This window comes from Streptomyces sp. NPDC025721 (genome assembly GCF_055558595.1).
The window spans coordinates 41,466-62,353 of sequence record NZ_JBVHMF010000024.1 but is presented as its reverse complement, the minus strand read 5'-3'; the positions used below and the strand labels follow the sequence as shown (position 1 = coordinate 62,353).

At 73.9% G+C, this 20,888-nt stretch carries 16 protein-coding genes and 1 pseudogene; 10 read left to right on the top strand and 7 right to left on the bottom strand.

Going from position 1 to position 20,888, the window contains the following annotated elements:
• Positions 1–18 precede the first annotated feature (18 nt).
• Genes ACZ4EF_RS27935 through cobC form a run of 3 tightly spaced genes read left to right on the top strand, consistent with a single transcriptional unit; the run spans position 19 to position 2,691 of the window.
• The gene (locus tag ACZ4EF_RS27935) at positions 19–669 is read left to right on the top strand and encodes a precorrin-8X methylmutase (protein WP_355333767.1); all 651 of its coding nucleotides are present in this window, start codon (positions 19–21) and stop codon (positions 667–669) included.
• Positions 666–1,562, top strand: coding sequence for a sirohydrochlorin chelatase (locus tag ACZ4EF_RS27930; RefSeq protein WP_391159658.1), 897 nt, complete (start codon positions 666–668; stop codon positions 1,560–1,562). Before ACZ4EF_RS27935 ends, ACZ4EF_RS27930 begins: the two co-directional genes overlap by 4 nt.
• Positions 1,546–2,691, top strand: coding sequence for an Rv2231c family pyridoxal phosphate-dependent protein CobC (gene cobC, locus ACZ4EF_RS27925; protein ID WP_467506816.1), 1,146 nt, complete (start codon positions 1,546–1,548; stop codon positions 2,689–2,691). Before ACZ4EF_RS27930 ends, cobC begins: the two co-directional genes overlap by 17 nt.
• 29 nt (positions 2,692–2,720) lie before the next feature.
• On the opposite strand, the gene ACZ4EF_RS27920 is transcribed toward cobC, so the two are convergent.
• From ACZ4EF_RS27920 to ACZ4EF_RS27905, 4 genes are all read right to left on the bottom strand, one after another.
• Positions 2,721–5,876, bottom strand: coding sequence for an ABC transporter substrate-binding protein (locus tag ACZ4EF_RS27920; protein WP_467506814.1), 3,156 nt, complete (start codon positions 5,874–5,876; stop codon positions 2,721–2,723).
• 135 nt (positions 5,877–6,011) lie between these two features.
• Entirely contained in the window at positions 6,012–7,241 is a 1,230-nt protein-coding gene (locus ACZ4EF_RS27915) for an SCO1860 family LAETG-anchored protein (protein WP_467506812.1), read from the bottom strand.
• A 416-nt stretch (positions 7,242–7,657) separates the two neighbouring features.
• Positions 7,658–8,746: an amidohydrolase family protein gene (locus tag ACZ4EF_RS27910; protein WP_402713853.1), complete on the bottom strand. Its 1,089-nt coding sequence runs from the start codon at positions 8,744–8,746 to the stop codon at positions 7,658–7,660.
• Positions 8,747–8,885: 139 nt separating this feature from the next.
• Positions 8,886–9,857, bottom strand: a complete 972-nt coding sequence (locus ACZ4EF_RS27905) for a GlxA family transcriptional regulator (RefSeq protein WP_355333782.1) — start codon at positions 9,855–9,857, stop codon at positions 8,886–8,888.
• Positions 9,858–9,927: 70 nt separating this feature from the next.
• Between ACZ4EF_RS27905 and ACZ4EF_RS27900 the strand changes: the two genes are divergently transcribed.
• Both ACZ4EF_RS27900 and ACZ4EF_RS27895 read left to right on the top strand, forming a co-directional pair.
• On the top strand, positions 9,928–11,424 hold the full coding sequence (locus ACZ4EF_RS27900; protein ID WP_467506809.1) for an MFS transporter: 1,497 nt from the start codon (positions 9,928–9,930) through the stop codon (positions 11,422–11,424).
• Between the two features lie 144 nt (positions 11,425–11,568).
• Positions 11,569–11,949: a DUF488 domain-containing protein gene (locus ACZ4EF_RS27895; protein ID WP_467506874.1), complete on the top strand. Its 381-nt coding sequence runs from the start codon at positions 11,569–11,571 to the stop codon at positions 11,947–11,949.
• A gap of 87 nt (positions 11,950–12,036) precedes the next feature.
• Here ACZ4EF_RS27895 and ACZ4EF_RS27890 read toward each other — a convergent pair whose 3' ends face one another.
• Complete coding sequence (locus tag ACZ4EF_RS27890; RefSeq protein ID WP_467506807.1) at positions 12,037–13,569, bottom strand: aldehyde dehydrogenase (NADP(+)); 1,533 nt, start codon at positions 13,567–13,569, stop codon at positions 12,037–12,039.
• Between the two features lie 262 nt (positions 13,570–13,831).
• On the opposite strand from ACZ4EF_RS27890, the gene ACZ4EF_RS27885 reads away from it, so the two are divergent.
• From ACZ4EF_RS27885 to ACZ4EF_RS27870, 4 genes and pseudogenes are all read left to right on the top strand, one after another.
• Positions 13,832–14,602, top strand: a complete 771-nt coding sequence (locus ACZ4EF_RS27885) for an IclR family transcriptional regulator (protein ID WP_355333788.1) — start codon at positions 13,832–13,834, stop codon at positions 14,600–14,602.
• A 47-nt stretch (positions 14,603–14,649) separates the two neighbouring features.
• Positions 14,650–15,417 (top strand): class I SAM-dependent methyltransferase, encoded by a 768-nt coding sequence (locus ACZ4EF_RS27880; RefSeq protein WP_467506806.1) that lies wholly within the window; start codon positions 14,650–14,652, stop codon positions 15,415–15,417.
• Between the two features lie 140 nt (positions 15,418–15,557).
• Positions 15,558–16,065: pseudogene (locus tag ACZ4EF_RS27875) on the top strand (SigE family RNA polymerase sigma factor); the annotation flags it as partial.
• Between the two features lie 271 nt (positions 16,066–16,336).
• On the top strand, positions 16,337–17,266 hold the full coding sequence (locus tag ACZ4EF_RS27870) for a hypothetical protein (protein WP_467506804.1): 930 nt from the start codon (positions 16,337–16,339) through the stop codon (positions 17,264–17,266).
• A gap of 261 nt (positions 17,267–17,527) precedes the next feature.
• Here the strand turns inward: ACZ4EF_RS27870 and ACZ4EF_RS27865 are convergent, their stop codons facing one another.
• Together ACZ4EF_RS27865 and ACZ4EF_RS27860 are read right to left on the bottom strand one after the other, a co-directional pair.
• The gene (locus ACZ4EF_RS27865; RefSeq protein WP_467506802.1) at positions 17,528–18,775 is read right to left on the bottom strand and encodes a hypothetical protein; all 1,248 of its coding nucleotides are present in this window, start codon (positions 18,773–18,775) and stop codon (positions 17,528–17,530) included.
• 22 nt (positions 18,776–18,797) lie between these two features.
• Positions 18,798–19,730, bottom strand: coding sequence for a 5-dehydro-4-deoxyglucarate dehydratase (locus ACZ4EF_RS27860; RefSeq protein WP_355333799.1), 933 nt, complete (start codon positions 19,728–19,730; stop codon positions 18,798–18,800).
• A gap of 249 nt (positions 19,731–19,979) precedes the next feature.
• Between ACZ4EF_RS27860 and ACZ4EF_RS27855 the strand changes: the two genes are divergently transcribed.
• Entirely contained in the window at positions 19,980–20,810 is an 831-nt protein-coding gene (locus ACZ4EF_RS27855; RefSeq protein WP_391044130.1) for an NAD-dependent epimerase/dehydratase family protein, read from the top strand.
• The last annotated feature ends 78 nt before the right edge of the window (positions 20,811–20,888 follow it).

Below are 20,888 nucleotides of genomic sequence, written 5' to 3'. Positions count from 1 at the left end.
CTCCGGAGGAGAAGCCGCGTGAACCGTACGGTCCACCCCATCGAGCAGGAGTCCTTCCGCATCCTGCGGTCCCGGCTCGACACCTCAGGGATGACGCCGCTGCGACGGGCCGTCGTGGAGCGCGTGATCCATTCGAGCGCGGACCTCGGGTACGCGGAGGACCTGGTGTGCGAGGAGTCGGAACTCCGTTACGCGCACGCCGCGTTGCACGCGGGCGCGCCGATCGTGGCGGACGTGGAGATGGTCGCGTCCGGGATCACGGCACGGTCCTCGGTGTGCCGGCTCACGGACGCGGCGTCCGGGCCGGGACTGACGCGCAGCGCGCACGCGATACGGCTGGCGTACGCGGAGGTCGGGCCGGGCGCGGTGTGGGTGGTCGGATGCGCGCCCACGGCGCTGGAGGAGTTGCTGAACCTGGACGCGGCACCCGCGTTGGTGATCGGGCTGCCGGTCGGCTTCGTCGGCGCGGCGGAGAGCAAGGCGCGGCTGCGGGCGTCGGGGCTGCCCGCGGTCAGCAACGTCTCGGAGAAGGGCGGCTCCGCGGTGGCCGCCGCGGCGCTCAACGCCCTGTTGTACACGGAATATCCCCTCGCGGAACATCACCTCACCGACCGTCCCCTCACCGACCATCACCTCACCGACCATCCCTTCAAGGAGAACGACCAGTGACCCACCCCCCTGCCCTTCTGCTCGTCGGCCACGGCACGCGTGACGCGGCCGGTGCGGCCGCCTTCCGCTCGTTCGTGGCGCAACTGGGCGCGGCCAGTCCGGAGTTGGCGGTCGGCGGCGGCTTCATCGAGCTGTCGCCGCCGCCGCTGGCGGACTCGGTGGCGGAGCTGGTCGGCGCGGGCGTACGCGACTTCGCCGCCGTTCCGCTGGTGCTGGTGTCGGCCGGGCACGCCAAGGGCGACATACCGGCGGCGCTGGCCCGTGAGGAGCGGCGCCATCCGGGGACGTCGTTCGCGTACGGGCGCCCGCTCGGGCCGCATCCGAATCTGCTGACGGTGCTGGAGCGGCGCGTGGACGAGGCGCTGGCGGGCGCCGACCGCGCGGGGACCACGGTGCTGCTGGTGGGCCGGGGTTCGACGGATCCGGACGCCAACGCCGAGGTGTTCAAGGTGGCGCGGCTGCTGTGGGAGGGCCGTGGTTACGCGGGGGTGGAGACGGCCTTCGTGTCGCTGGCCGAGCCGTCGGTGCGGGCCGGTCTCGACCGCTGCCGCAAGCTGGGCGCGCGCCGCGTCGTCGTCCTGCCGTACTTCCTGTTCACCGGTGTGCTGCCGGACCGGGTACGGGACCAGGCCCGCGAGTGGGCCGGGGAAGCGCCGGACGTGGAGCTGCGCTGCGCCGACGTGATCGGCCCCGAGCCGGAGTTGGCGGAGCTGGTGATGGAGCGCTACCGGGAGACGGTACGGGGCGACCTGCGGATGAACTGCGACTCGTGCGTGTACCGGGTCAAGCTCCCCGGCTTCGAGGACCGTGTCGGGCTGCCGCAGCAGCCGCACCACCACCCCGACGACCCGTCGCACAGCCACGGAAGCGGCCACCATGCGCACACCCACTGACCGCGACCGCGTGCCGGACCCGGCGGCGGGCGGCGGCCCGGACCCGTACGGCCGCGACACCCCCGACGGCCATGACGCCCGCCGCGCCGAAGTCGCCGCCGACGGCTACGACTTGCGGCATCACGGTGACGCCGAGGTCGGCGAGGGCCTGATCGACCTCGCGGTCAACGTCCGCGCGAACACTCCCCCGCCCTGGCTGCGCGAGCGCGTCGCGCGGTCGCTGACCGGCCTCGCCGGATATCCGGACGGCCGGGCGGCGCGGCACGCGGTGGCCCTACGCCACGGGCGGCCGGACGCCGAGGTGCTGGTGACGGCCGGAGCGGCGGAGGCGTTCGTGCTGCTCGCGCGGGCGTTGACGCCACGTCACACCGTTGTGGTGCACCCGCAGTTCACCGAACCCGAGGCGGCGCTGCGGGCGGCCGGGCACGAGGTGCGGCGGGTCCTGTTGTCCGCGTCCGACGGCTTCCGGCTCGACCCGGCAGCGGTCCCGCCGGAGGCGGATCTGGTGGTGGTCGGCAATCCGACCAACCCGACGTCCGTCCTCCATCCGGCCGCGCTGATACGGGAGTTGGCCCGTCCGGGGCGCACGCTGGTGGTGGACGAGGCGTTCATGGACGCGGTGCCGGGCGAGAGCGAGTCGCTGGCCGGGTGCCGGGACGTGCCGGGGCTCCTCGTCCTGCGCAGTCTGACCAAGACCTGGGGCCTGGCCGGACTGCGGATCGGCTACGTGCTCGGCGACGCGGACACGGTCGCGGCGCTGGAGAGCGCACAGCCGCTGTGGGCGGTGTCGACTCCCGCGCTGGTGGCGGCCGTTGCCTGCGTGGAGCCGGACGCGCTCGCGGAGGCGGCGGAGGCGGCCCGTACCGTGGTCGGCGACCGCGCCTACCTGCTGGACCGGCTGGCCGCACTCCCCGGAGTCGAGGTCGCGGGCGACGCGCCCGCCGGTCCCTTCGTCCTGCTGCGCATGCCCGGAGCGGCCGACGTCCGGCTACGCCTGCGAGAGATGGGCTACGCGGTCCGGCGCGCCGACACCTTCCCCGGCCTCGGACCCGACTGGCTGCGGATCGCCGTGCGCGACCGCCGTACGACGGACGGCTTCGCGAACGCCCTGGCCACGGCCATGGCCTGAGAGCAGGGCGCTCAACCGGCCGGTCCTGCCTACTGCTTGACGCCGAGGGCGGTGAGGTCGACACCGCCGAGGACCGGTTGCTCGTAGACGTTGGTGAGGCGGGGGGCGCGGTAGACGAGGTGCTGGGTGTAGATCAGCGGGACCATGGTCCCCTCGCCCATCACCTTGGCGTCGATGGCCTGCCACAGTGACGCGGCCTTGGCCGGATCGGTGACGCCGTCGGCCTGCGTGACCAGGCCGTTGATCTCGCTGTCGTCGAGCTGGGCGTAGTTGTTGATGCTGCCCGGCTGGATCAGCGAGCGCAGGAAGCCGCCGCCGGTGGGCCAGTCGGCGGCCCATCCGGTCATCACGATGCCCCACTTGGCGCTCTTGAGCTTGCTGGGCGACAGCAGCGTGTCGTAGAAGGTACTGGCGTCCTGCGTGACGATCTTGACGGTGATGCCGACTTCGGCGAGGGAACCGCGGATGGACTGCATGGCGTCCTCGACCCGCCCCGGCGCCTTGACCCCGGCCATGGTGACGGTGAAGCCGTTGGGCTTGCCGCACTTGCCCAGGTACTTGCGTGCCTCGTCGGGGAACGACACCCCCGCGTTGGTGCCGAAGGGCGTGGCCGAGGTGCTGTATCCGTCGGTGGTCGGCGGCAGCATCGTGGTGGCCACCTCGCCGCCGGCGTACTGCCCGCCGAGCACGGCGCGGACCTGCGCCTTGTCGATGGCGTACTGCACGGCCCAGCGGCACTCGTACCGGTCGAAGGGCGCCACCGTGGTCTGGAGGCTCAGGAAGCGGGTGGTGCCGTTGAAGACGAGGTCCGTATTGGCCTTCAGCGCCGGGTCGTTGAGGATCTTGGTCTCGGTCTGGTCGCTGACCGTCTGGCCGGCCAGGTCGAGGTCGGCGCTGCCGTCGAGCAGGTCGGTCTCGACCTCGTCCTGACTGCTGACGATCTTCAGGTCAATCGCGTCGGGCAGCGCCGAGTGCACGGTGTCGGTCCTGGGGTCCCAGTGGGTGTTGCGGACCAGGTGCAGCGAGGCGCCCGAGGTGTAGCTCGCGACGCGGTAGGGGCCGCTGCCGACGGGGTGCTTCCCGAAGTCCTTGCCGCCGCCGGTGTCGGCGGACTGCGGGACGGGCGCGCCGATCGACAGCGCGAGGACGTAGCGGAAGTCCGCGTAGGGCTTGGCGAGCCGGAAGACGATCGTGCGGTCGTCCGGTGTGGCCACCGAGCGCAGGCCGAGCTTGCCGGGGTCGCTGTCGGTGTACGGGCCCTGGTAGTTCTGCCCCTGGTCGAGGAGGTCCACGAGGTGGGTCGGGCCGCCGGGGAACTCGTCGCGGGCGAAGGTCCGCTCGATGCCGTACTTGACGTCCTTGGAGGTGATCGGCGCTCCGTTGTCGAAGGTGACGCCGTCCTTGAGGCGGAAGGTCCAGGTGCGGCCGTCGGAGCTGACCTGGCCGGTGTCGGTGGCGAGGTCGGGGACGACCTTGCGGCCCGCGCCGCCGGGCGCGGGCGCGTAGTCCACGAGCTTGCGCAGGTAGAGGCGCTGGAGATTCCACGACGGCTGGTCGTAGGTGGCGGCCGGGTCGAGGAGATTCTCCGAGGCGTAGGAGGAGATGAGCTTGAGCGTGCCGCCGGTGGCCGTCGAGGGTCTGACCACCCCGTTCAGCCCGCCGCTGTAGCCGGAACCCTCCTTCCCGCCGTGGAGTTGGAGCGCCGCGTTCTGCACGGTCGGCTTGTCGGTGGGCTTGTCGTCGCCGTGCTTCTTGCCGCCGAACGGCGCGAAGGTGAGCGTCACGGTCACGGCGACCGCGGTGACCGCCAGCCCGGCCGCGCCCGCCATCCACCGGCGGCGCCCGGCCCCGCCCCGCGGCGGCTCCGCGGGCCTGCCCACATTGAGCGGCGGCGGGGTGCTCGGCAGATACTGCGGCGGCACCGGGCGCTGCGGGGCGCGGTACGCGGGGTGCTCCGGCTGGTGGTAGCCGGCCGCGCGCGGCGGCGGGGTCGCGTCGCTCGAGGCGGCGGGCGGTATGGAGGAGCCCCGGCCCGCGGACGGGGAGGGAGTGCCGGAGGACGGGGAGGGAGTGCCGGACGAGGGTGCGGGGGTGCCGGAGGACGGGGAAGGGGTGCCGGACGAGGGTGAAGGCGTGCCGCCGGACGGGGAAGGCGTGCCCGGCGACCCGGCGGGGGTCCGCGGTGCCCGCGGCGGCGTGCCTGCTCCGGCCGGGTCCGCCTTGGGCGGCAGCGCGGGCAGCCCGGCGCCCGGCACTCCGAAGGTCGCCCGGGGGTCGGCCGCCGACGACCGCTTGCCCGAACCGTCGTCCGCGGGTTCCGCGGCGGGTCCGGTCAGCGCGGAGGAGCCGGTGGCCGCCAGCCAGCCGCGCAGTTGGTCGCGGAAGGCGGCGGCGCCCTCGGGCCGCTCGGCCGGGTCCTTGGCGAGCGCGGCCAGCACCAGCGCGTCGAGTTCCTCGGGCACCCGCGGATTGCGGGCGGACGGCGCCGGGGGCGGGGTGTGGACGTGCCAGTACATGAGGTTGATCGGGTTGCCGTCGGTGAACGGCGGTCTGCCGGTGAGCAGTTCGGTCAGGACGCAGCCGACCGCGTAGACGTCGCTGCGGGCGTCGACGTCGACGCCGTTGATCTGCTCGGGCGACATGTAGCTGGGCGTGCCGATCGCTGAGCCGGTGGCGGTCAGCCGGGCGTCGCTGTGCAGGACGTGCGCGATGCCGAAGTCGGCGACCTTGACGGCGCCTTCGGTGGTGATCATCACGTTGGCGGGCTTCACGTCGCGGTGGACGGTGCCGTGGCTGTGCGCGTGGGCGAGCGCGTCCAGCACGTCGGCGGCGATGCGCGCCGCGCGCTCGGGCGCGAACCAGACCTGCTCGCGGACGAGTTGGGCGAGCGTGCTGCCCCGTACGTACTCCATGACCAGGTACGGCACCACGGTGTCGTCGTCGGTGCGGACCTCGTCCTGGTCGTGGACGGTGACGATGCCGGGGTGGTTGAGCGCTCCCGCGGCCTGCGCCTCGCGGGCGAACCGGCGGCGCGCGTCGGGGTCGCTGGCCAGTTCGGGCAGGAGCGTCTTGACCGCGACGGCGCGGCCCATGCGGGTGTCGCGGGCGCGGTGCACCCGGGCCATTCCGCCGGAGCCGAGAAGCTCCGCCAGTTCGTAACGACCCGCGAAAAGCCCGTCGACCATTACTCGTTCGCCCCGTTCGCCCATCCCCAAGTCGAACGGCAGTCGAGCCGCCGTTCGTAGGGAACAGAGTAGAGGGCGGCTCCCGGAGCGGAGCCGCCCTCCCCTGTATTCCCCCGATCCCCCCGGTGGGCCGGACTACTCGCCGCGCGAAGCGGCGGCCTTGCGGCGGCGGTTGGTGAGCAGGAAGGCCCCGCCGCCCACCGCGATCAGGCCGATGGCGCCGTACGCCATGTACGGCGTGGAGGAACTGGCGCCGGTCTCGGCCAGGTTGCCGGTGTTCACCGAGGTGTCGGTGCCGGTCTGCGGGTGGGTGTTGCTGCCGCCGGAGGTGGAGCCCCCCGAGGTGCCCGCGGAGCCGGACGTACCGCTGGAACCGCCGTTGCCGGAACCGCCGTTGGACGAGCCGGAGGTGGAGCCGCCGGTGGAGTGACCGCCCGTGGAACCGCCGGTCGAGCCGCCGTTGGTGGACCCCCCGTTCGTGGAACCGCCGTTCGCGGCACCTCCGTTCGTGGAACCGCCGTTCGTGGAACCGCCGTTCGTGGAACCGCCGTTGGTCGAGCCTCCGTTCGTGGAACCGCCGTTCGTCGAGCCGCCGGAGTTGCCGCCCGACGTCGACCCCCCGGTCGAGCCGCCGGCCTGGGGCGTACGGCAGGTGGCCTGCGCCAGCGTGACGTCACCGGTGACCTCGGCGACCCCGAGGTTCAACGGGTTGATGTGGACCTTCAGTTGGAGGGCGGTGGCGGCGGCCGTTCGGGAGGTGGTCACGGTGTTGGTGAGCTGGAGACTGACCTCGCCGACCCCGCCGACGCGGACGTCGGTGGTGCCGACCGCGTTGAGCGAGATGGTCCTGCCGAGGATCGTCACCCCGACCAGCTTCGAGCTGGCGGTGGGCTTGTGGCCCACCTGGCAGGTCGCCTTGGACGTGACGGCGTCCAGCTTGATCAGCGAGAGCAGCGGAAGTCCGGGGACATGGACCTCGGCCTTGGCCACGTTGGCGTAGCCCTCCGCCTTGTAACGGTCGGCGGTCGCGTTCGCCGTCGCGACGTCGGCCCGCAGGATGCTGATCTCGCGACCCTGCTCGACACCGCTGCCGACCTTCACGGTCAGCGCGGTCTCCTTCGCGTCGGCGGGCGCCTTCACATCGTTGAGCGAGACATTCACCGGGACGTCCACGGTCTTGTTCAGCAGCGATACGTCGAGGCCCGCTCGCAGCACGGTCGCGGTGGACGTGCCGCCGCCCGACGGCGCGGGGGTCGCCTGCGCGCCCGGCGCTACGGCGAGGGTGCCCGCGGCGAGGGCGACGGCGGCGCCGATGGCGGCGGCCGAACGGCGTGCGGGCAGGCTGATGTTGATGGTGCGGTACACGGTGGAAAACCCCCACAAGTGGCATGGAGTCCCCGGCGCACGACTGTTGGGGACAGCCGCCGGGGACCTCGACCCGGCAATGTTTACGCACGGAGGGTGAACTGGCGGGCACACGGCGTCAGTTCACCCATAAGGGTGGTTTCCGTGAACTTCTTCGAATCTCGCCGCACGACCGTTCCCCCGCGTCACCCGGACCACGGGATGACACCCCTCACCTCGGTTGACGCCCCGGGCGTGCGCGAAGATGCCTAACTCGTCCCGGCTCCCGTACGTCACGGTCGGTCAACTCACGTCCTCGCACGTCGAACGGCCGTGGTGTACACGGGAGGCGTCCGCGAGCGGCGCGGCGCGACCGTCTGCGCGCGGCGAACGGGACGGTGTGACCGCGAAAGGTCCCGAGGTAGCTTGACGGTCCGTCAGGCGACGACCGTGCCGCGCAGCACGATCCGCCGCGGCGCCGCCAGCACCCGTACGTCCGCGCGCGGATCGCTCTCGTAGACCACCAGGTCGGCGGGCGCGCCCTCGGTGAGCCCTTCGCGGCCCAGCCATTGGCGGGCACCCCACGTGGTTGCGGAGAGCGCGGCGTTGACGGGCAGCCCGGCGGCGACCAGCTCCGCGACCTCCTCGGCGATCAGGCCGTGGGCGAGGCTGCCGCCCGCGTCCGTACCGGCGTAGACGGCGATACCGGCGTCGTACGCGGCGCGCACGGTGTCGTGGCGGCGGGCGTGCAGCCGTCGCAAGTGGTCGGCCCAGCGCGGGAATTTGGCCTCGCCGCCCGCGGCCAGGGCGGGGAAGGTGGCGATGTTGACCAGGGTGGGGACGATGGCGACGCCGTGTTCCGCGAAGAGCGGGATGGTGTCCTCGGTGAGTCCGGTGGCGTGCTCGACGCAGTCGATGCCCGCGGCGACGAGGTCGGCGAGCGAGTCCTCGGCGAAGCAGTGCGCGGTGACGCGGGCGCCTTCCTCGTGCGCGGCGGCGATGGCCTCGGTGAGCGCGTCCTTCGGCCAGCACGCCGCGAGGTCGCCCGCCTCCCGGTCGATCCAGTCGCCGACCAGCTTCACCCAGCCGTCGCCGCGACGCGCCTCGCGGCGTACGTACGCCGTCAGGTCGCCGGGCTCGATCTCGTGGGCGTAGTTGCGGATGTACCGGCGGGTGCGGGCGATGTGGCGGCCCGCCCTGATGATCTTGGGCAGGTCGGCGCGGTCGTCGGTCCAGCGGGTGTCGCTCGGCGAGCCCGCGTCGCGCAGCAGCAGCGCGCCGGCCTCCCGGTCGGTGAGCGCCTGCTTCTCCGCGGTGTCGCGGTCGACGGCGCCGTGCGCGTCGAGTCCCACGTGGCAGTGCGCGTCGACCAGTCCCGGCAGGGTCCAGCCGGTGACGGTCGCGGCCGGAGCCGCGGCCGGGCGGTCGTAGCTGATCCGCCCGCCGACCACCCACAGCTCGTCCCTGACCTCGTCGGGCCCGACCAGCACCCGTCCCTTGATGTGCAGCACGTCGCGTTCACCCATGCACCGCACTGTACGAGGCACCCGGCGGTCACGGGTCGTACGGCCGCCGGTCGTACGGTCGTACGGCCCGGACCGGCGAAGGGCGCCGCCGCCGGAAGGCCCGGACCGGCGAGAAGCACCGCCACCCACCGGCCAGAGGTCAGGCCGTCGTCAGGCGGGTGAACGTCGCGCGGTAGTCGCTCGGCGTCAGCCCGGCCCTGCGCAGCAGGTGCTGCCGCAGCGAGTCGGCGGTGCCGAGACCGCTGGCGCGGGCGACCTGGTCGACGGGCAGGGTCGTGGTCTCCAGCAACTCCTTGGCCCGCTCGACGCGTTGGTGCAGCAGCCACTGGAGGGGGCTGAGTCCGGTCTCGGCGTGGAAGCGGCGGCTGAGGGTGCGGACGCTGACGGCCGCGTGCCGGGCGAGGTCGGTGAGGGTGAGCGGCGCGTCGAGCCGGGTCATCGCCCAGGCGCGGGTCGCGGCGAGCGACGTGCCGGTCTCCGCGGGCAGCGGTGTGTCGGTGAACTGCGCCTGCCCGCCGTGCCGTACGGGCGCGACCAGCGCCAGCCGGGCCACCGTGTTGGCGACGGCCGCGCCGTAGTCGGTGCGGATGATGTGCAGGCACAGGTCGATGCCCGCCGCGTATCCGGAGGACGTCAGCATCTGGCCGTCCTGGACGAAGAGCACGTCGGGCTCCATGACCACCGCCGGGTAACGCGCGGCGAGTTGGCCGGTGTACTCCCAGTACGTGGTGGCCTGGCGGCCGTCGAGCAGTCCGGCCTCGGCGAGCAGGAAGGCGCCCGTGCAGATGGACGCCACCCGCTTGCCCGCCCGCGCGGCCTGCCGCAGGACGGCCACGACACGCGGGTCCGGGTCCTCCCGCGACCCGGTCCCGGCCACGACCACCGTGTCGGCGCGCTCCACCGCGTCCAGACCCTGCCCGATCACCAGCTCGGCCCCGCCGCCGGTCCCGACGCTGCCGGGGTCAGACGTGCACAACTCCACCTCGTAGCCGGGCCCGCCGTCCACCCGGACCTTGCCGAACAGCATCTCCGGCACGGCGAGGTTGAACATCGACACCGGCCGCGCGGCGATCACCGCGACCCGGTGCGGGCGGGGACACGTGAAGGGCATGGCCAGAACCTCCGGGACCGTGGCATTCAGGCCACTACTGTACGGCGACGGCCGCGGCCACGCTGATCGCATGTCTCCGCGTCTCTCCGGTCCGGACTGTGCGGCCCCGGCCGCCGCCCGGAAACCCGTCGCCGCACCCGCACCCGCGCCCGTACCCTCGTCCGCGCCCGTACCCTCGCCCGGCCGCACCCTGGCCGCCGCCCTGCTCGGCTTCTTCGTGATCACCCTGGACGCCTCGGTCGTGACGGTCGCCCTGCCGTCCATCGGCACCGATCTGCACGGCGGCCTCGCCGCGCTCCAGTGGGTCGTGGACGGCTACACGCTGGTCTTCGCCGCCTTCATGCTCTCCACCGGGGCGCTGTCGGACCGGATCGGCGCCGGGCGCGCCTTCGGCGCGGGCATGGCGGTCTTCACCGCCGCGTCGGCCGCGTGCGGTCTCGCGCCCGGCCTCGGCGTACTGATCGGCACCCGCGTGGTGCAGGGCACGGCCGCCTCGGTGATGCTGCCCGCCTCGCTCGCCCTGGTGCGGCAGGCGTATCCGGACGCCGGGTCCACCCCGCATCCGTCCGGCGCGGCGTCCGGCAGGATCGGCAGGGCCCGCGCCATCGCCCTGTGGGCGGCGGGCGGCGCCTCGGCCGTGGCGCTCGGACCCGTCGCGGGCGGCGCCCTCACCTCGGCGTGGTCCTGGCGCGCCATCTTCTTCATCAACCTGCCGGTCGGCCTGCTCGCCGCCGTGCTGCTGGCGCGGACGCCCCGCTCGCCGCGAAGGCCCGCGCCGCTGGACGTGCCGGGGCAGCTCACGGCGGTGCTGGGGCTGGCCGCGCTGACCTTCGCGGTCATCGAGGGCGGCGGGCTCGGGCTGGTGGCGGCGGCCGTCGCGGTGGCCGTCCTCGCCGGTTTCTTCCTGATCGAGGCGCGCAGCGCGCATCCGGTGGTGCCGCTCGGCCTGTTCAGGGACCGTACGGTCGCGGTCTGTGTGGCGGTGGGCGCCGCGCTGAGCTTCGCCTTCTACGGGATGATCTTCGTGCTCAGCCTCTTCTTCCAGCAGGTGCGCGACCAGTCACCGCTCGGCGCCGGGCTCATGTTCCTGCCCATGACGGCGCTGATCCCCGCCGTCAACATCGTCTCGGGCAGGCTGTCCGCCCTCTCACCGCCTTCGGCGGGAGGTGGCACCGTCGGCGCCCGGCTGCCCATGCTCGCCGGTCAACTCCTCATGGTCGCCGGGCTGTTGGTGCTGCTGCCGGTCACCGCTCGCACCCCGGCCGCGCTGCTCGCGGTCGTCATGGTGCCGCTCGGCCTCGGCGGCGCGCTCGCCGTACCGCCGCTGACCGCCGCGCTGCTGGACGCGACCCCCGCCGACCGCGCCGGGCTGGCGGCCGGGGTGCTCAACGCGGGCCGCCAGATCGCGGGCGCCCTGAGCGTGGCCGCCTTCGGCGCGCTGGTCGCGGACCGGGACCGCTTCCTGTCCGGCATGCGCGTCTGCCTCCTGCTGGCCGCCGCCCTGCTGACCGTCACCGCCGTCGCCACGGCGGCGGCCCTGCGTCCCGGCCGCCCGGCCGACTCCTGACCCGGTGGCCCGCGACCGACCGGGTGGCCAGGTCCCGACAAGGCCGCCCGGTCCCGACAAGGCGGCCAGGTCCCGACGCGGTGGCGGATCGGCGGCCGGAGGCGTGGACTGGAAGGAGTGAGACGGAGCGGAGAGGCGGACGGGATGGCGAAGGACGCGGGCGCGGCGACGGGTTTCCGGGTGCGGCGGATCTACGACGACGTGGACGCCGGGGACGGCCTGCGCGTGCTGGTCGACCGGCTGTGGCCGCGCGGGGTGTCCAAGGACCGGGCGGCGGTGGACGACTGGTGCAAGGTGCTCACGCCGTCGGCCGAGCTGCGCACCTGGTACCACGCCCACCCGGACCGCCACGCGGACTTCGCGCGGCGCTACCGGGCCGAGTTGGCGGGTCCCGAGCAGGTCCCCGCCACCCAGCGGCTGCGCGAGCAGGCGCGCGCCGGGAGTGTCACCTTGCTGACGGCGGTGAAGGACCCGGAGCACAGCCACGTCCCCGTGCTCCTGGCCCATCTCACGGACGCGCCCTAGGACATGCCCCGAGGTCCCGTCCGGCGGCACCGGACGGGACCTCGGGGTCAGTCCGGCCCGGGGCACGTACCGACGTGCCCCCGGGGATCACCTGACCAGGACGCCGTCGACCCGGCGCGGGACGCCCAGCGGGTTGGCGTCGGCCAGCTCGGGCGGCAGCAGCGCGGGCGGGGTGTCCTGGTACGCCACCGGGCGCAGCCAGCGCTCGATGGCGGTGCCGCCGACGGAGGTGGAGGTCGAGGTGGTGGCCGGGTAGGGGCCGCCGTGGTGCTGGGCGGGGGCCACCGCGACACCGGTCGGCCAGCCGTTGACCAGGACGCGCCCGGCCAGGCCGGTGAGCCGGGCCAGCAGCGCCGCCGCCTCGCCGCCGGGCTGCCCGGCCTCCTCCGTACCGAGGTGCGCGGTCGCCGTGAGACTGCCCGGCAGCCGGTCGAGCACGGCGGCCAGTTCGGCGGCGGACCCGTACCGTACGACGACGGTCAGCGGCCCGAAGCACTCCTCGAGGAGCAGGTCGTACGCGCCCTGCTCGGTGAGGTCGGCCGCGGCGACGGTGACGAAGCCGGGCCGCACCGCGTGCTCGCCGCCGTCGCCCGCGGTGACGGGGGCCTCGACGCCGGGCAGGGCGGCGCGGGCGGCGACGCCCTTGAGGAAGTTGTCGCGCATGCGGGCGTCGAGGAGCACACCGGGGCCCGCGTCCGAGGCGGCGCCGGTGAGCGCGGCCACCAGCCGGTCGCCGTGCTCGCCGCCGGGGGCCAGGACGAGGCCCGGCTTGGTGCAGAACTGGCCGACGCCCAGGGTGAAGGAACCGGCGAGCCCGGTGCCGATCTGCTCGGCGCGCTCGGCCGCCGCGGCATCGGTGACGACGACCGGGTTGAGGCTGCCCAGTTCGCCGTGGAAGGGGATCGGGCGCGGCCGTGCGGCGGCGGCGTCGTAGAGGGCGCGTCCGCCGGGGACCGAGCCGGTGAAGCCGGCCGCGGCCACCAGCGGGTGCTTGACCAGCTCGACACCGGCCTCGAAGCCGTGCAGCAGGACGACGGTGTCGGCGGGCAGGCCCGCGGCGACGGCGGCGCGGCGCAGGATGTCGGCGCAGAGCGCGGAGGTGGCGGGATGGTCGGGGTGCGCCTTGACCACGACCGGGCACCCGGCCGCGAGCGCGCTGGCGGTGTCGCCGCCGGGTACGGAGAAGGCGAGCGGGAAGTTGCTGGCCGCGTAGACGGCGACGACGCCGAGCGGGATCTTGTAGCGGCGCAGATCGGGGCGCGGGACGGGCTGGGCCGCCGGATCGGCGTGGTCGATGATCACGTCCAGATAGCCGCCCTCGTCGACCACATCCGCGAACGCGCGCAACTGATAGGCGGTGCGGGCGAGTTCACCGGTGAGGCGGGGCAGCCCGAGCGCGGTCTCGGCGTCGGCCGCCGCGATGACCGCCGCGCCCTCGTCCTCCAGCAGCCCGGCGGCGCCGCGCAGCAGGCGGGAGCGTACGCTGCGGTCGGCGAGCGCGGGAACGGCGGTCGCCGCCGCGCGCACGGCGGCGTCGACCTCGTCGGCCGTGGCCTCCACCGCGACCTGCTCCCGCTGCTTCCCGGTTCGGGGGTCGACGCTCCAGACTGGTACTGCCACCGGAAGAACCTCCACATTTCCGTACTGCATGACGGCATCGTTCTCTATACTGAACAACGTCTTCAGATATGAATCACCGATCGTCCGGAGCCTACGTCCACGGGCCCGGCCGGACAAGGCGGGCGCCGGGCACGGCGCGCGCACGGACACGCACGACGAACGGTCACGACAACCGAGCACGACAGACAGAGCACGACGAACACGCACCACACACGAGCACGACTGAACGAGCACCACGAACGTCTTAGAGGGGTCGTACGCGATGGCTGTTGCCGAGGGAGCCGGTTCCCAGGTCAAGTCCGCGGTCCGCACGGTGGAACTGCTGGAGTTCTTCGCGGGCCGCCCCGGCATGCACAGCCTGGCCGCCGTGCAGGAGTCGGTGGGGTACCCGAAGTCCAGCCTGTACATGCTGCTGCGCACCCTGGTCGACCTCGGCTGGATCGAGACGGACGCCACCGGTACGCGGTACGGCATCGGCGTGCGCGCGCTGCTGGTCGGCACCTCGTACATCGACGGTGACGAGGTGGTGGCCGCCGCGCGGCCCACGCTCGACCGGCTGTCCGACGACACCAGCGAGACCATCCACCTCGCGCGCCTCGACGGCACCAACGTGGTCTACCTGGCCACCCGGCAGTCGCAGCACTACCTGCGGCCGTTCACCCGGGTCGGGCGCAGGCTGCCCGCGCACTCCACCTCGCTCGGCAAGGCGCTGCTGGCCACGTACACCGACGAGCAGGTGCGCAAGCTGCTGCCGGAGACGCTGGAGCCGCTGACCGAGCACACCCACACCGACCGCGAGAAGCTGATCGAGGAGCTGGCCCAGATCCGCGAACAGGGCTACTCCGTCGACCGCGAGGAGAACACCCTCGGGCTGCGCTGCTTCGGGATCGCGATCCCGTACCGCACGCCCGCGCGGGACGCGGTGAGCTGCTCGGTGCCGGTGGCCCGGCTGACCCCTGGGCACGAGCAGATGATCAAGGACACGCTCTTCGACGCGCGGGACCGGCTGCTGCTCGCCACGCGCCGCCTCTGACGGTCGTACGGCCGGCGTCGTAGGGTCGGCGTCGTAGGGTCGGCGGCATGCGCGAATCCGATACCCAGATGTTCGCCCGCCGGGCCTCCTCCTTCGGCGCCGAGGCCGCCGCCTATGCCGCGCACCGGCCCGACTACCCGGTGGCGGGCGTGCGGTGGGCGCTGCACGCGACCGACGACGAGCGCGGCACGCTCGACGTGCTGGACCTCGGCGCGGGCACCGGCAAGCTGAGCCAGTCGCTGGTGGCGCTCGGCCACCGGGTCACCGCCGTGGAGCCGGACCCCGGCATGCGCGCGGAGTTGGAGCGGCTGCTGCCGTCGGTGACGGCGCTGGCGGGCGGCGCGGAGGCGATCCCGCTGGCGGACGCCTCGGTGGACGCGGTCGTGGTGGGGCAGGCGTTCCACTGGTTCGACCAGGAGCGGGCGATGCCGGAGATCGCGCGGGTGCTGCGGCCCGGCGGCACGCTGGGCGCGCTGTGGAACACCGACGACGACCGGGTGGAGTGGATCGCCGGGCTCAACACGGTGACGGCGAGCCGGGTGTCGTACATCGACTGGCGGCCGGGCAAGGGCATCGACCGGCACACCGGCTTCACGCCCGTCGAACACGGCGAGTTCCCGCACCGGCAGCCGCAGACGGTCGACTCGCTGCTGGCCACCGTCGCCACCCACTCCCACGTCCTGGTGCTCGAACCCGCCGAGCGCGAGGCGCTGGTGGGGCGGATCAGGGACTATCTGACGTCCCGTCCCGAGACCTCCGGCGCCCCCTTCGACCTGGAGATCGTCACCCGGGTACAGCGCTGCGCCCTGACATGACGAGCCGTCAGTCGGCCTGCTGATCCGGGGTTCGCCGCCCGTCGCCGAAGTGCTGTTTCCCGACCTCTGCCCATGGCCTTCCACCGCTGCTACGCTCACGCCGCGCCGTGGCGGGGAGGTCCGGGCAGGAAGAGGTGACCGTGGGCACAGCCATCGGCGACGACGCCGACGCCGCCGCTGATTTCCACGCGTTCTTCGAGCAGCACTACGCGGAACTGGCGCGTCTGGCACACCTGTTGACCGGTGAGGCGGACGCGGCCGACGATCTCGCGGCCGACGCCCTGGTCGCCATGTGGCGGCACTGGGACCGGGTGCGGGCGGCCGACCACCCGGTCGCGTACGCCCGCGGTGTGGTGACCAATCTGGCCCGCTCGCGCATTCGCAGCGCGGTACGGGAGCGGCGGCGTATCGCGCTGTTCTGGTCGCAGCCGCAGGACCGGACCGACGGTCCCGACGTGCCGGCGGTGCTCGACGTGCGTGAGGCGTTGCAGCGGCTGCCGTTCCGCAAGCGGGCGTGCGTGGTGCTGCGGCACGCGTTCGACCTGTCGGAGCGGGACACGGCGGCGGTGCTCGGCATCTCGGTGGGTACGGTGAAGAGCCAGACGTCGCGCGGCGTCGCGGAGTTGGAGCGGCTGCTGGCGCCGCGGACGGGCGGCGCCGAGCCGGACCCGGCCGCGGGCGACGGGGTGCGGGCGGTGCCAAGTGCCGGTGCGGTGCCAAGTGCCGGTGCGGCGCCGGGTGCCGCTACGGTGCCGGGCGCGGGTACGGTGCCGGGCGCGGGCGCCCCCGGCGGTGCGGGCCCTGTTCCCGGCCCCGCCGTCCCCGGCGCCGCGGGCCCGGTCGTCACCGGCCCCGGCGCGGCGCGCATCATGGGTGCGGCGGGTCCTGCGGCTCGTACTCGTACGGGACGGGGAGTGTGATGGCCGACAGGACCGACAGGGCCGAGCTGCCGGAACGGCTGCGGGACGCGGCCGGGTCCCACCGGCCGGACCGGGAGCGGATGCTGGCGCGGGTCGAACAGGGCATGGCGGAACGCGACATGGCCGGGCACGGGATGGCGGAGCCGCCGCGCACCGGCGGGCGGTCCGACGGGCACGGCGGCGGGACCGGGGCGCCGTGGATGCGGATCGCCGCGGTGACGGCGGCCGTCGCGGGCGCGATCGGCCTCGGCGGCCTCGCGGTCGGCGCTGTGACCGGCAACGGCGAGCCGACGCAGTCCGTGGTGACCTCCGGCGGGCCCGGCGTCACGCACTCCGCGACCTCCAGCCCGGTCGGCACCGACTCCCCCGCCGCGCAGCCGCGTTCACCGGCCGCGTCGTCGCACCCGTCCGGCCGCCACGGGGGCACCGGCGGTACGCGTCCCACGGGCACGCCGTCCGGCGGCGCGTCCTCCCCCACCGGCACTCCCCCGTCGTCGGCGGCCACCACCTCGGGCATCGACGGCGGCGCGCCGGGCTCGGTCGAGACCGCGCGGAACGGCACGCTGACCGCGCGGGGTTCGGTGGACAGCGCGAGCAACGACTACTGGACGCAGAGCGATGTGGTGCTGACCACCGGCAAGCCGCTCACGACGCTCAGCGTCGAACTGCGCGTGGCCCGTACCGAAGGCGTCAGCAGCACCGGTTCGTGGACCTCCGTCTCGGGCGGCACGAACCCCACGGTGACCGTGGAGGGCGCGGAGCTGGTCTACCGCTGGACGCTCGACGCGGACAACACGCTGGCGCCCGGCACGTACACGTTCTCGGGCCAGTTCAACCACGCGGCGGGCGCCCGCGCCACCGGCGGCGACACGTATACCGCCCGCTGGACCGGGCCCGACGGCACGTCGTCGGTCGACGGCGGATTCTGACCGGACGGCTCCCGTAGCCCGCCGGAAATATTCGCGTCATACGCGGCAACCTCCGGTGCCCCGGTGGCGACTTGAGTACGCACAGCCCTCCCGCCTCACCTGAGGGTGACGCTCCGGGGCGCGGCGGTACCCCCATGATCGCCGCGCCCCGGCACGTCTCGTGCTCCCGCCCGCCCACGGCGTGCCCGCGCCGCGCGGGCCCGTCGTCGGCGCGTGCCGTCGGTGCGTGCCGTCGGCGCGCACCCGTGAAGGCTCCGCGCCTCAGGCCAGCGCCGACCGTACGGCCCTCAGGTCGGCATCCGAGGCCAGGCCCGCGTGGTACAGGCGCAGTTCGGTGGCTCCGAGCGCGGCGGCGTGCGCGGCGTCCTCGGCGAGCGTGCCGGGGCTGCCGCCCATGCCGGAGACGACGGTGAGGTTCGCCGCCAGTACGGTGCCTTCGCGGCGGTGCGGCGCGAGCGGGGTCAGCATCGCCTCGCGGGCGGCCGGACCGCCGGCGCAGGGCAGGACGAGCCCGTCGGCGTGGGCCAGGACGCGGGCCGGTTCCACGCCCGCGTTGGCGCCGCAGCGGTACGGCGCCGGGTCGGCGTGCATCAGCACCTGGAAGCCGGGCGCGGCGGCGGCCCGTACGGCGGCCACGGCCCGCTCCTGGAGCGAACCGGCCGTCTGCGTACGCCAGGTGAGGGTGAGCGCCGTCAACTCCGCGCCGAGCAGCCTCTCGATCGCCGGGAGCCCGGCGGCGTCGCCCGGGGCGTCCCCCTCGAAGACGGGTGCCAGCGCGCGGCGGACGGCGGCGGCCACGTCGGCGGGATCGGCGCCGAGCCCGGCGTAGCCGTCCCGGCAGTGCGCGCAGAAGCACAGCGACATCAGGTACTGGGCGGCGTCGCCGAGCGGCACCCCGGCGATCTTGTCGTGGGCGTGCAGGTGGGCGAGGCCGTACCAGCCCAGGGACTCCAGTTCGGTGCCGCCAGCGCCGGGGCGTACGGCGGCCTCCGCCGCGAGGTCCACCAGGTAGGTACGGACGGCCGGTTGGGCGATGCAGGGCGCCCACGGGTAGCGGTCGCCGTAGGCGTTGACCACCGAGGTGTCCGGATGCTCGGCGCCGAGGCGGGAGTTGTGGGCGAGCACGACCCAGGTGTGGACGTCGAGCCCGGCGGCGGCCAGCGCGCGGGCCGCCGTACCGAAGGCGTCCCCGCCGCCGTCCCCGTCGAAATCCCCGGCCCCGACTCCGAACCCGCCCCTCGCCCCGAACCCGGCCCCGCCCCTCGCCCAGCTCCCGGCCGGGTAGGGCCGCAACTCCCTTCCCTCCCAGCGCTGTTCGTCGGGCGGGTAGAGCACGGCGGAGTGTTCCGCGGTGACGATCCGGTGCCGGGGGTGACGGGGGGTCAGCGCGCGGGTGGAGTGGTAGGCGGAGGCGAGGGTGACCTGCTGGACGCCGAGGGCGGCGATCCGTTCGGCCGCCTCGGGGTCGCCCACGACGTCCCAGGGGTAGACGAAGGCGGAAGTCCTCATGGTCGGCATGTCCGGGGCCCGTTCAGCGGTCGCCGAGCAGCGCGAGGCCCTGCTCGATCAGGTCGGCCAGTTCCTTGACGTGCGCGGCGGACGGCTCCGACAGCGGCGGGCGGACCTCGCCGACGTCCAGGCCGCGCATCCGGACCCCCGCCTTGACCAGCGAGACGGCGTAACCCCGGCCCTGGTTGCGGAGGTTGACCAGCGGGCGGTAGAAGCCGTCGATCAGCGTGTTGACGGTGGCGTCGTCGCCGGTGGTGAGCGCCTTGTGGAAGGCGAGGGCGATCTCGGGCGAGAAGGCGAAGACCGCGGAGGAGTAGAGGAGTACGCCGATGCCGCGGTAGGCGAGGCCGGTGAGTTCCGCGGTGGGCAGGCCGTTGAAGTAGAGGAAGTCCTGGCCGGGGAGTTCGGTGCGGACCGCGCTGATGATCCGCTGCATCAGGTCGAGGTCGCCGAGGCCGTCCTTGAGGCCGATGATGTTGGGCACCTTGGCGAGTTCGACGACCGTCTCGGGGGTGAAGACAGCGTTGTCGCGCTGGTACACGATGACATCGAGGCCGGTGCCCGCGGCGAGCGCCGCGTAGTGCCGCAGCATGCCCTCCTGGCCGGGGACGACGAGGTAGGGCGGCATGGCGAGCAGGCCGTCGGCGCCCGCCTCCTCGGCGAGCCGGGCGTACTGCACGGCGAGCGCGGTCCCGTATCCGGCCCCGGCCACCACCGGCACCCGCCCCGCGACCTCCTCCACCGCCGCCGCGACGCACGCGCGGAACTCCTCGGGGGACAGCGCGTGGAACTCGCCCGTGCCGCAGCACGCGAAGACGGCGGCGGCGCCCGCCTCCACCCCGGCGCGCACATGCGCGCGGAACACGTCGAGGTCGAGAGCGCCGTCCGGGCCGAAGGCCGTCACGGGGAAGAACAGCAGGCCGTCGAGGCGCTCGGCGAGGGCGGGTGAGGTCATCGGGTTCCCCCTGAAGTCTGTGCGCTCATCTGATCCATGTCTATATTCATGAACGCTGCCACGCTAGGCGAGGTGACCTGGGCAGGTCAAGCCGACGGGCACCTCCAAGAGCCCCCGCGCCGCCCGCGCCCACCGCCAGGAAATGTCCATATACCTGAACGTCGTCCATGGACATACCCACAGCGGACGTCAGCCGTCTACAGTGACCCCTGAGGTCAGCGAAGCCCCCGCCAGACACGGAGACCCCGTATGCCCGCTCCCCGCACCGTCCTGCTCACCGGCGCCGCAGGCGGCCTCGGCACCCTCATGCGCGGCCTGCTGCCGTCGTACGGATACGACCTGCGGCTGTTCGACGTCCGCCCGGTCGAGGGGGCGCCCGACGGCACGCGGGTGATCACCGCGGACCTGTCCGACCGGGACGCGCTGCGCGAGGCGGTGCGCGGCGTCGACGCGATCATCCACCTGGCCGGGATCTCGCTGGAGTCCTCCTTCGACAAGATCCTGCGCGGCAACATCGAGGGCACCTACCACCTCTACGAGGCCGCCCGCGAGGAGAACGTCCGCCGGATCGTCTTCGCCTCCAGCAACCACGCCGTCGGCTTCACCCCGCGGCCGCAGGGCTCCCCGGTGCCGGACGAGGCGCTGATCCCGATCACCACTGCGCGCCGCCCCGACACCTACTACGGGCTCTCCAAGTGCTTCGGCGAGGACCTGGCGCAGCTCTACGCGGACCTGCACGGCATCGACACCGTCTCCGTACGCATCGGCTCCTGCTTCCCCGAACCCACGTCGGTGCGGATGCTGTCGGTCTGGATGAGCCCGGCCGACGGCGCCCGGCTCTTCCACGCCGCGCTCAGCGCCGGGACCACGGGGCACACCGTCGTCTACGGCAGCTCCGCCAACACCCGCCTGTGGTGGGACCTTTCGGGCGCCCGCGCGCTCGGGTACGAACCGCGGGACGACTCGGAGCCGTTCGCCGCGAAGCTCATCGCCGAGCAGGGCGAGCTGGACCCGGACAATCCCGCGCACGCCAACCTCGGCGGCCCGTTCTGCACGGACCCCCCGATCTGGCCGTACTGACGGACGAGACGCGTGGCGAGACGCACAGGTGGACGCGCGGAGCCGTACGGACCGTGCGCGGACGCGCCGCCCGCGGGC

Bases quoted from the DNA above. Each gene is read 5' to 3' on its own strand.
- cobC (WP_467506816.1), top strand. From the start codon at position 1,546: ATGCGCACACCCACTGACCGCGACCGCGTGCCGGACCCGGCGGCGGGC.
- ACZ4EF_RS27920 (WP_467506814.1), bottom strand. From the start codon at position 5,876: ATGGTCGACGGGCTTTTCGCGGGTCGTTACGAACTGGCGGAGCTTCTC.
- ACZ4EF_RS27910 (WP_402713853.1), bottom strand. From the start codon at position 8,746: ATGGGTGAACGCGACGTGCTGCACATCAAGGGACGGGTGCTGGTCGGG.
- ACZ4EF_RS27905 (WP_355333782.1), bottom strand. From the start codon at position 9,857: ATGCCCTTCACGTGTCCCCGCCCGCACCGGGTCGCGGTGATCGCCGCG.
- ACZ4EF_RS27900 (WP_467506809.1), top strand. From the start codon at position 9,928: ATGTCTCCGCGTCTCTCCGGTCCGGACTGTGCGGCCCCGGCCGCCGCC.
- ACZ4EF_RS27895 (WP_467506874.1), top strand. From the start codon at position 11,569: ATGGCGAAGGACGCGGGCGCGGCGACGGGTTTCCGGGTGCGGCGGATC.
- ACZ4EF_RS27885 (WP_355333788.1), top strand. From the start codon at position 13,832: ATGGCTGTTGCCGAGGGAGCCGGTTCCCAGGTCAAGTCCGCGGTCCGC.
- ACZ4EF_RS27880 (WP_467506806.1), top strand. From the start codon at position 14,650: ATGCGCGAATCCGATACCCAGATGTTCGCCCGCCGGGCCTCCTCCTTC.
- ACZ4EF_RS27870 (WP_467506804.1), top strand. From the start codon at position 16,337: ATGGCCGACAGGACCGACAGGGCCGAGCTGCCGGAACGGCTGCGGGAC.
- ACZ4EF_RS27865 (WP_467506802.1), bottom strand. From the start codon at position 18,775: ATGAGGACTTCCGCCTTCGTCTACCCCTGGGACGTCGTGGGCGACCCC.
- ACZ4EF_RS27860 (WP_355333799.1), bottom strand. From the start codon at position 19,730: ATGACCTCACCCGCCCTCGCCGAGCGCCTCGACGGCCTGCTGTTCTTC.
- ACZ4EF_RS27855 (WP_391044130.1), top strand. From the start codon at position 19,980: ATGCCCGCTCCCCGCACCGTCCTGCTCACCGGCGCCGCAGGCGGCCTC.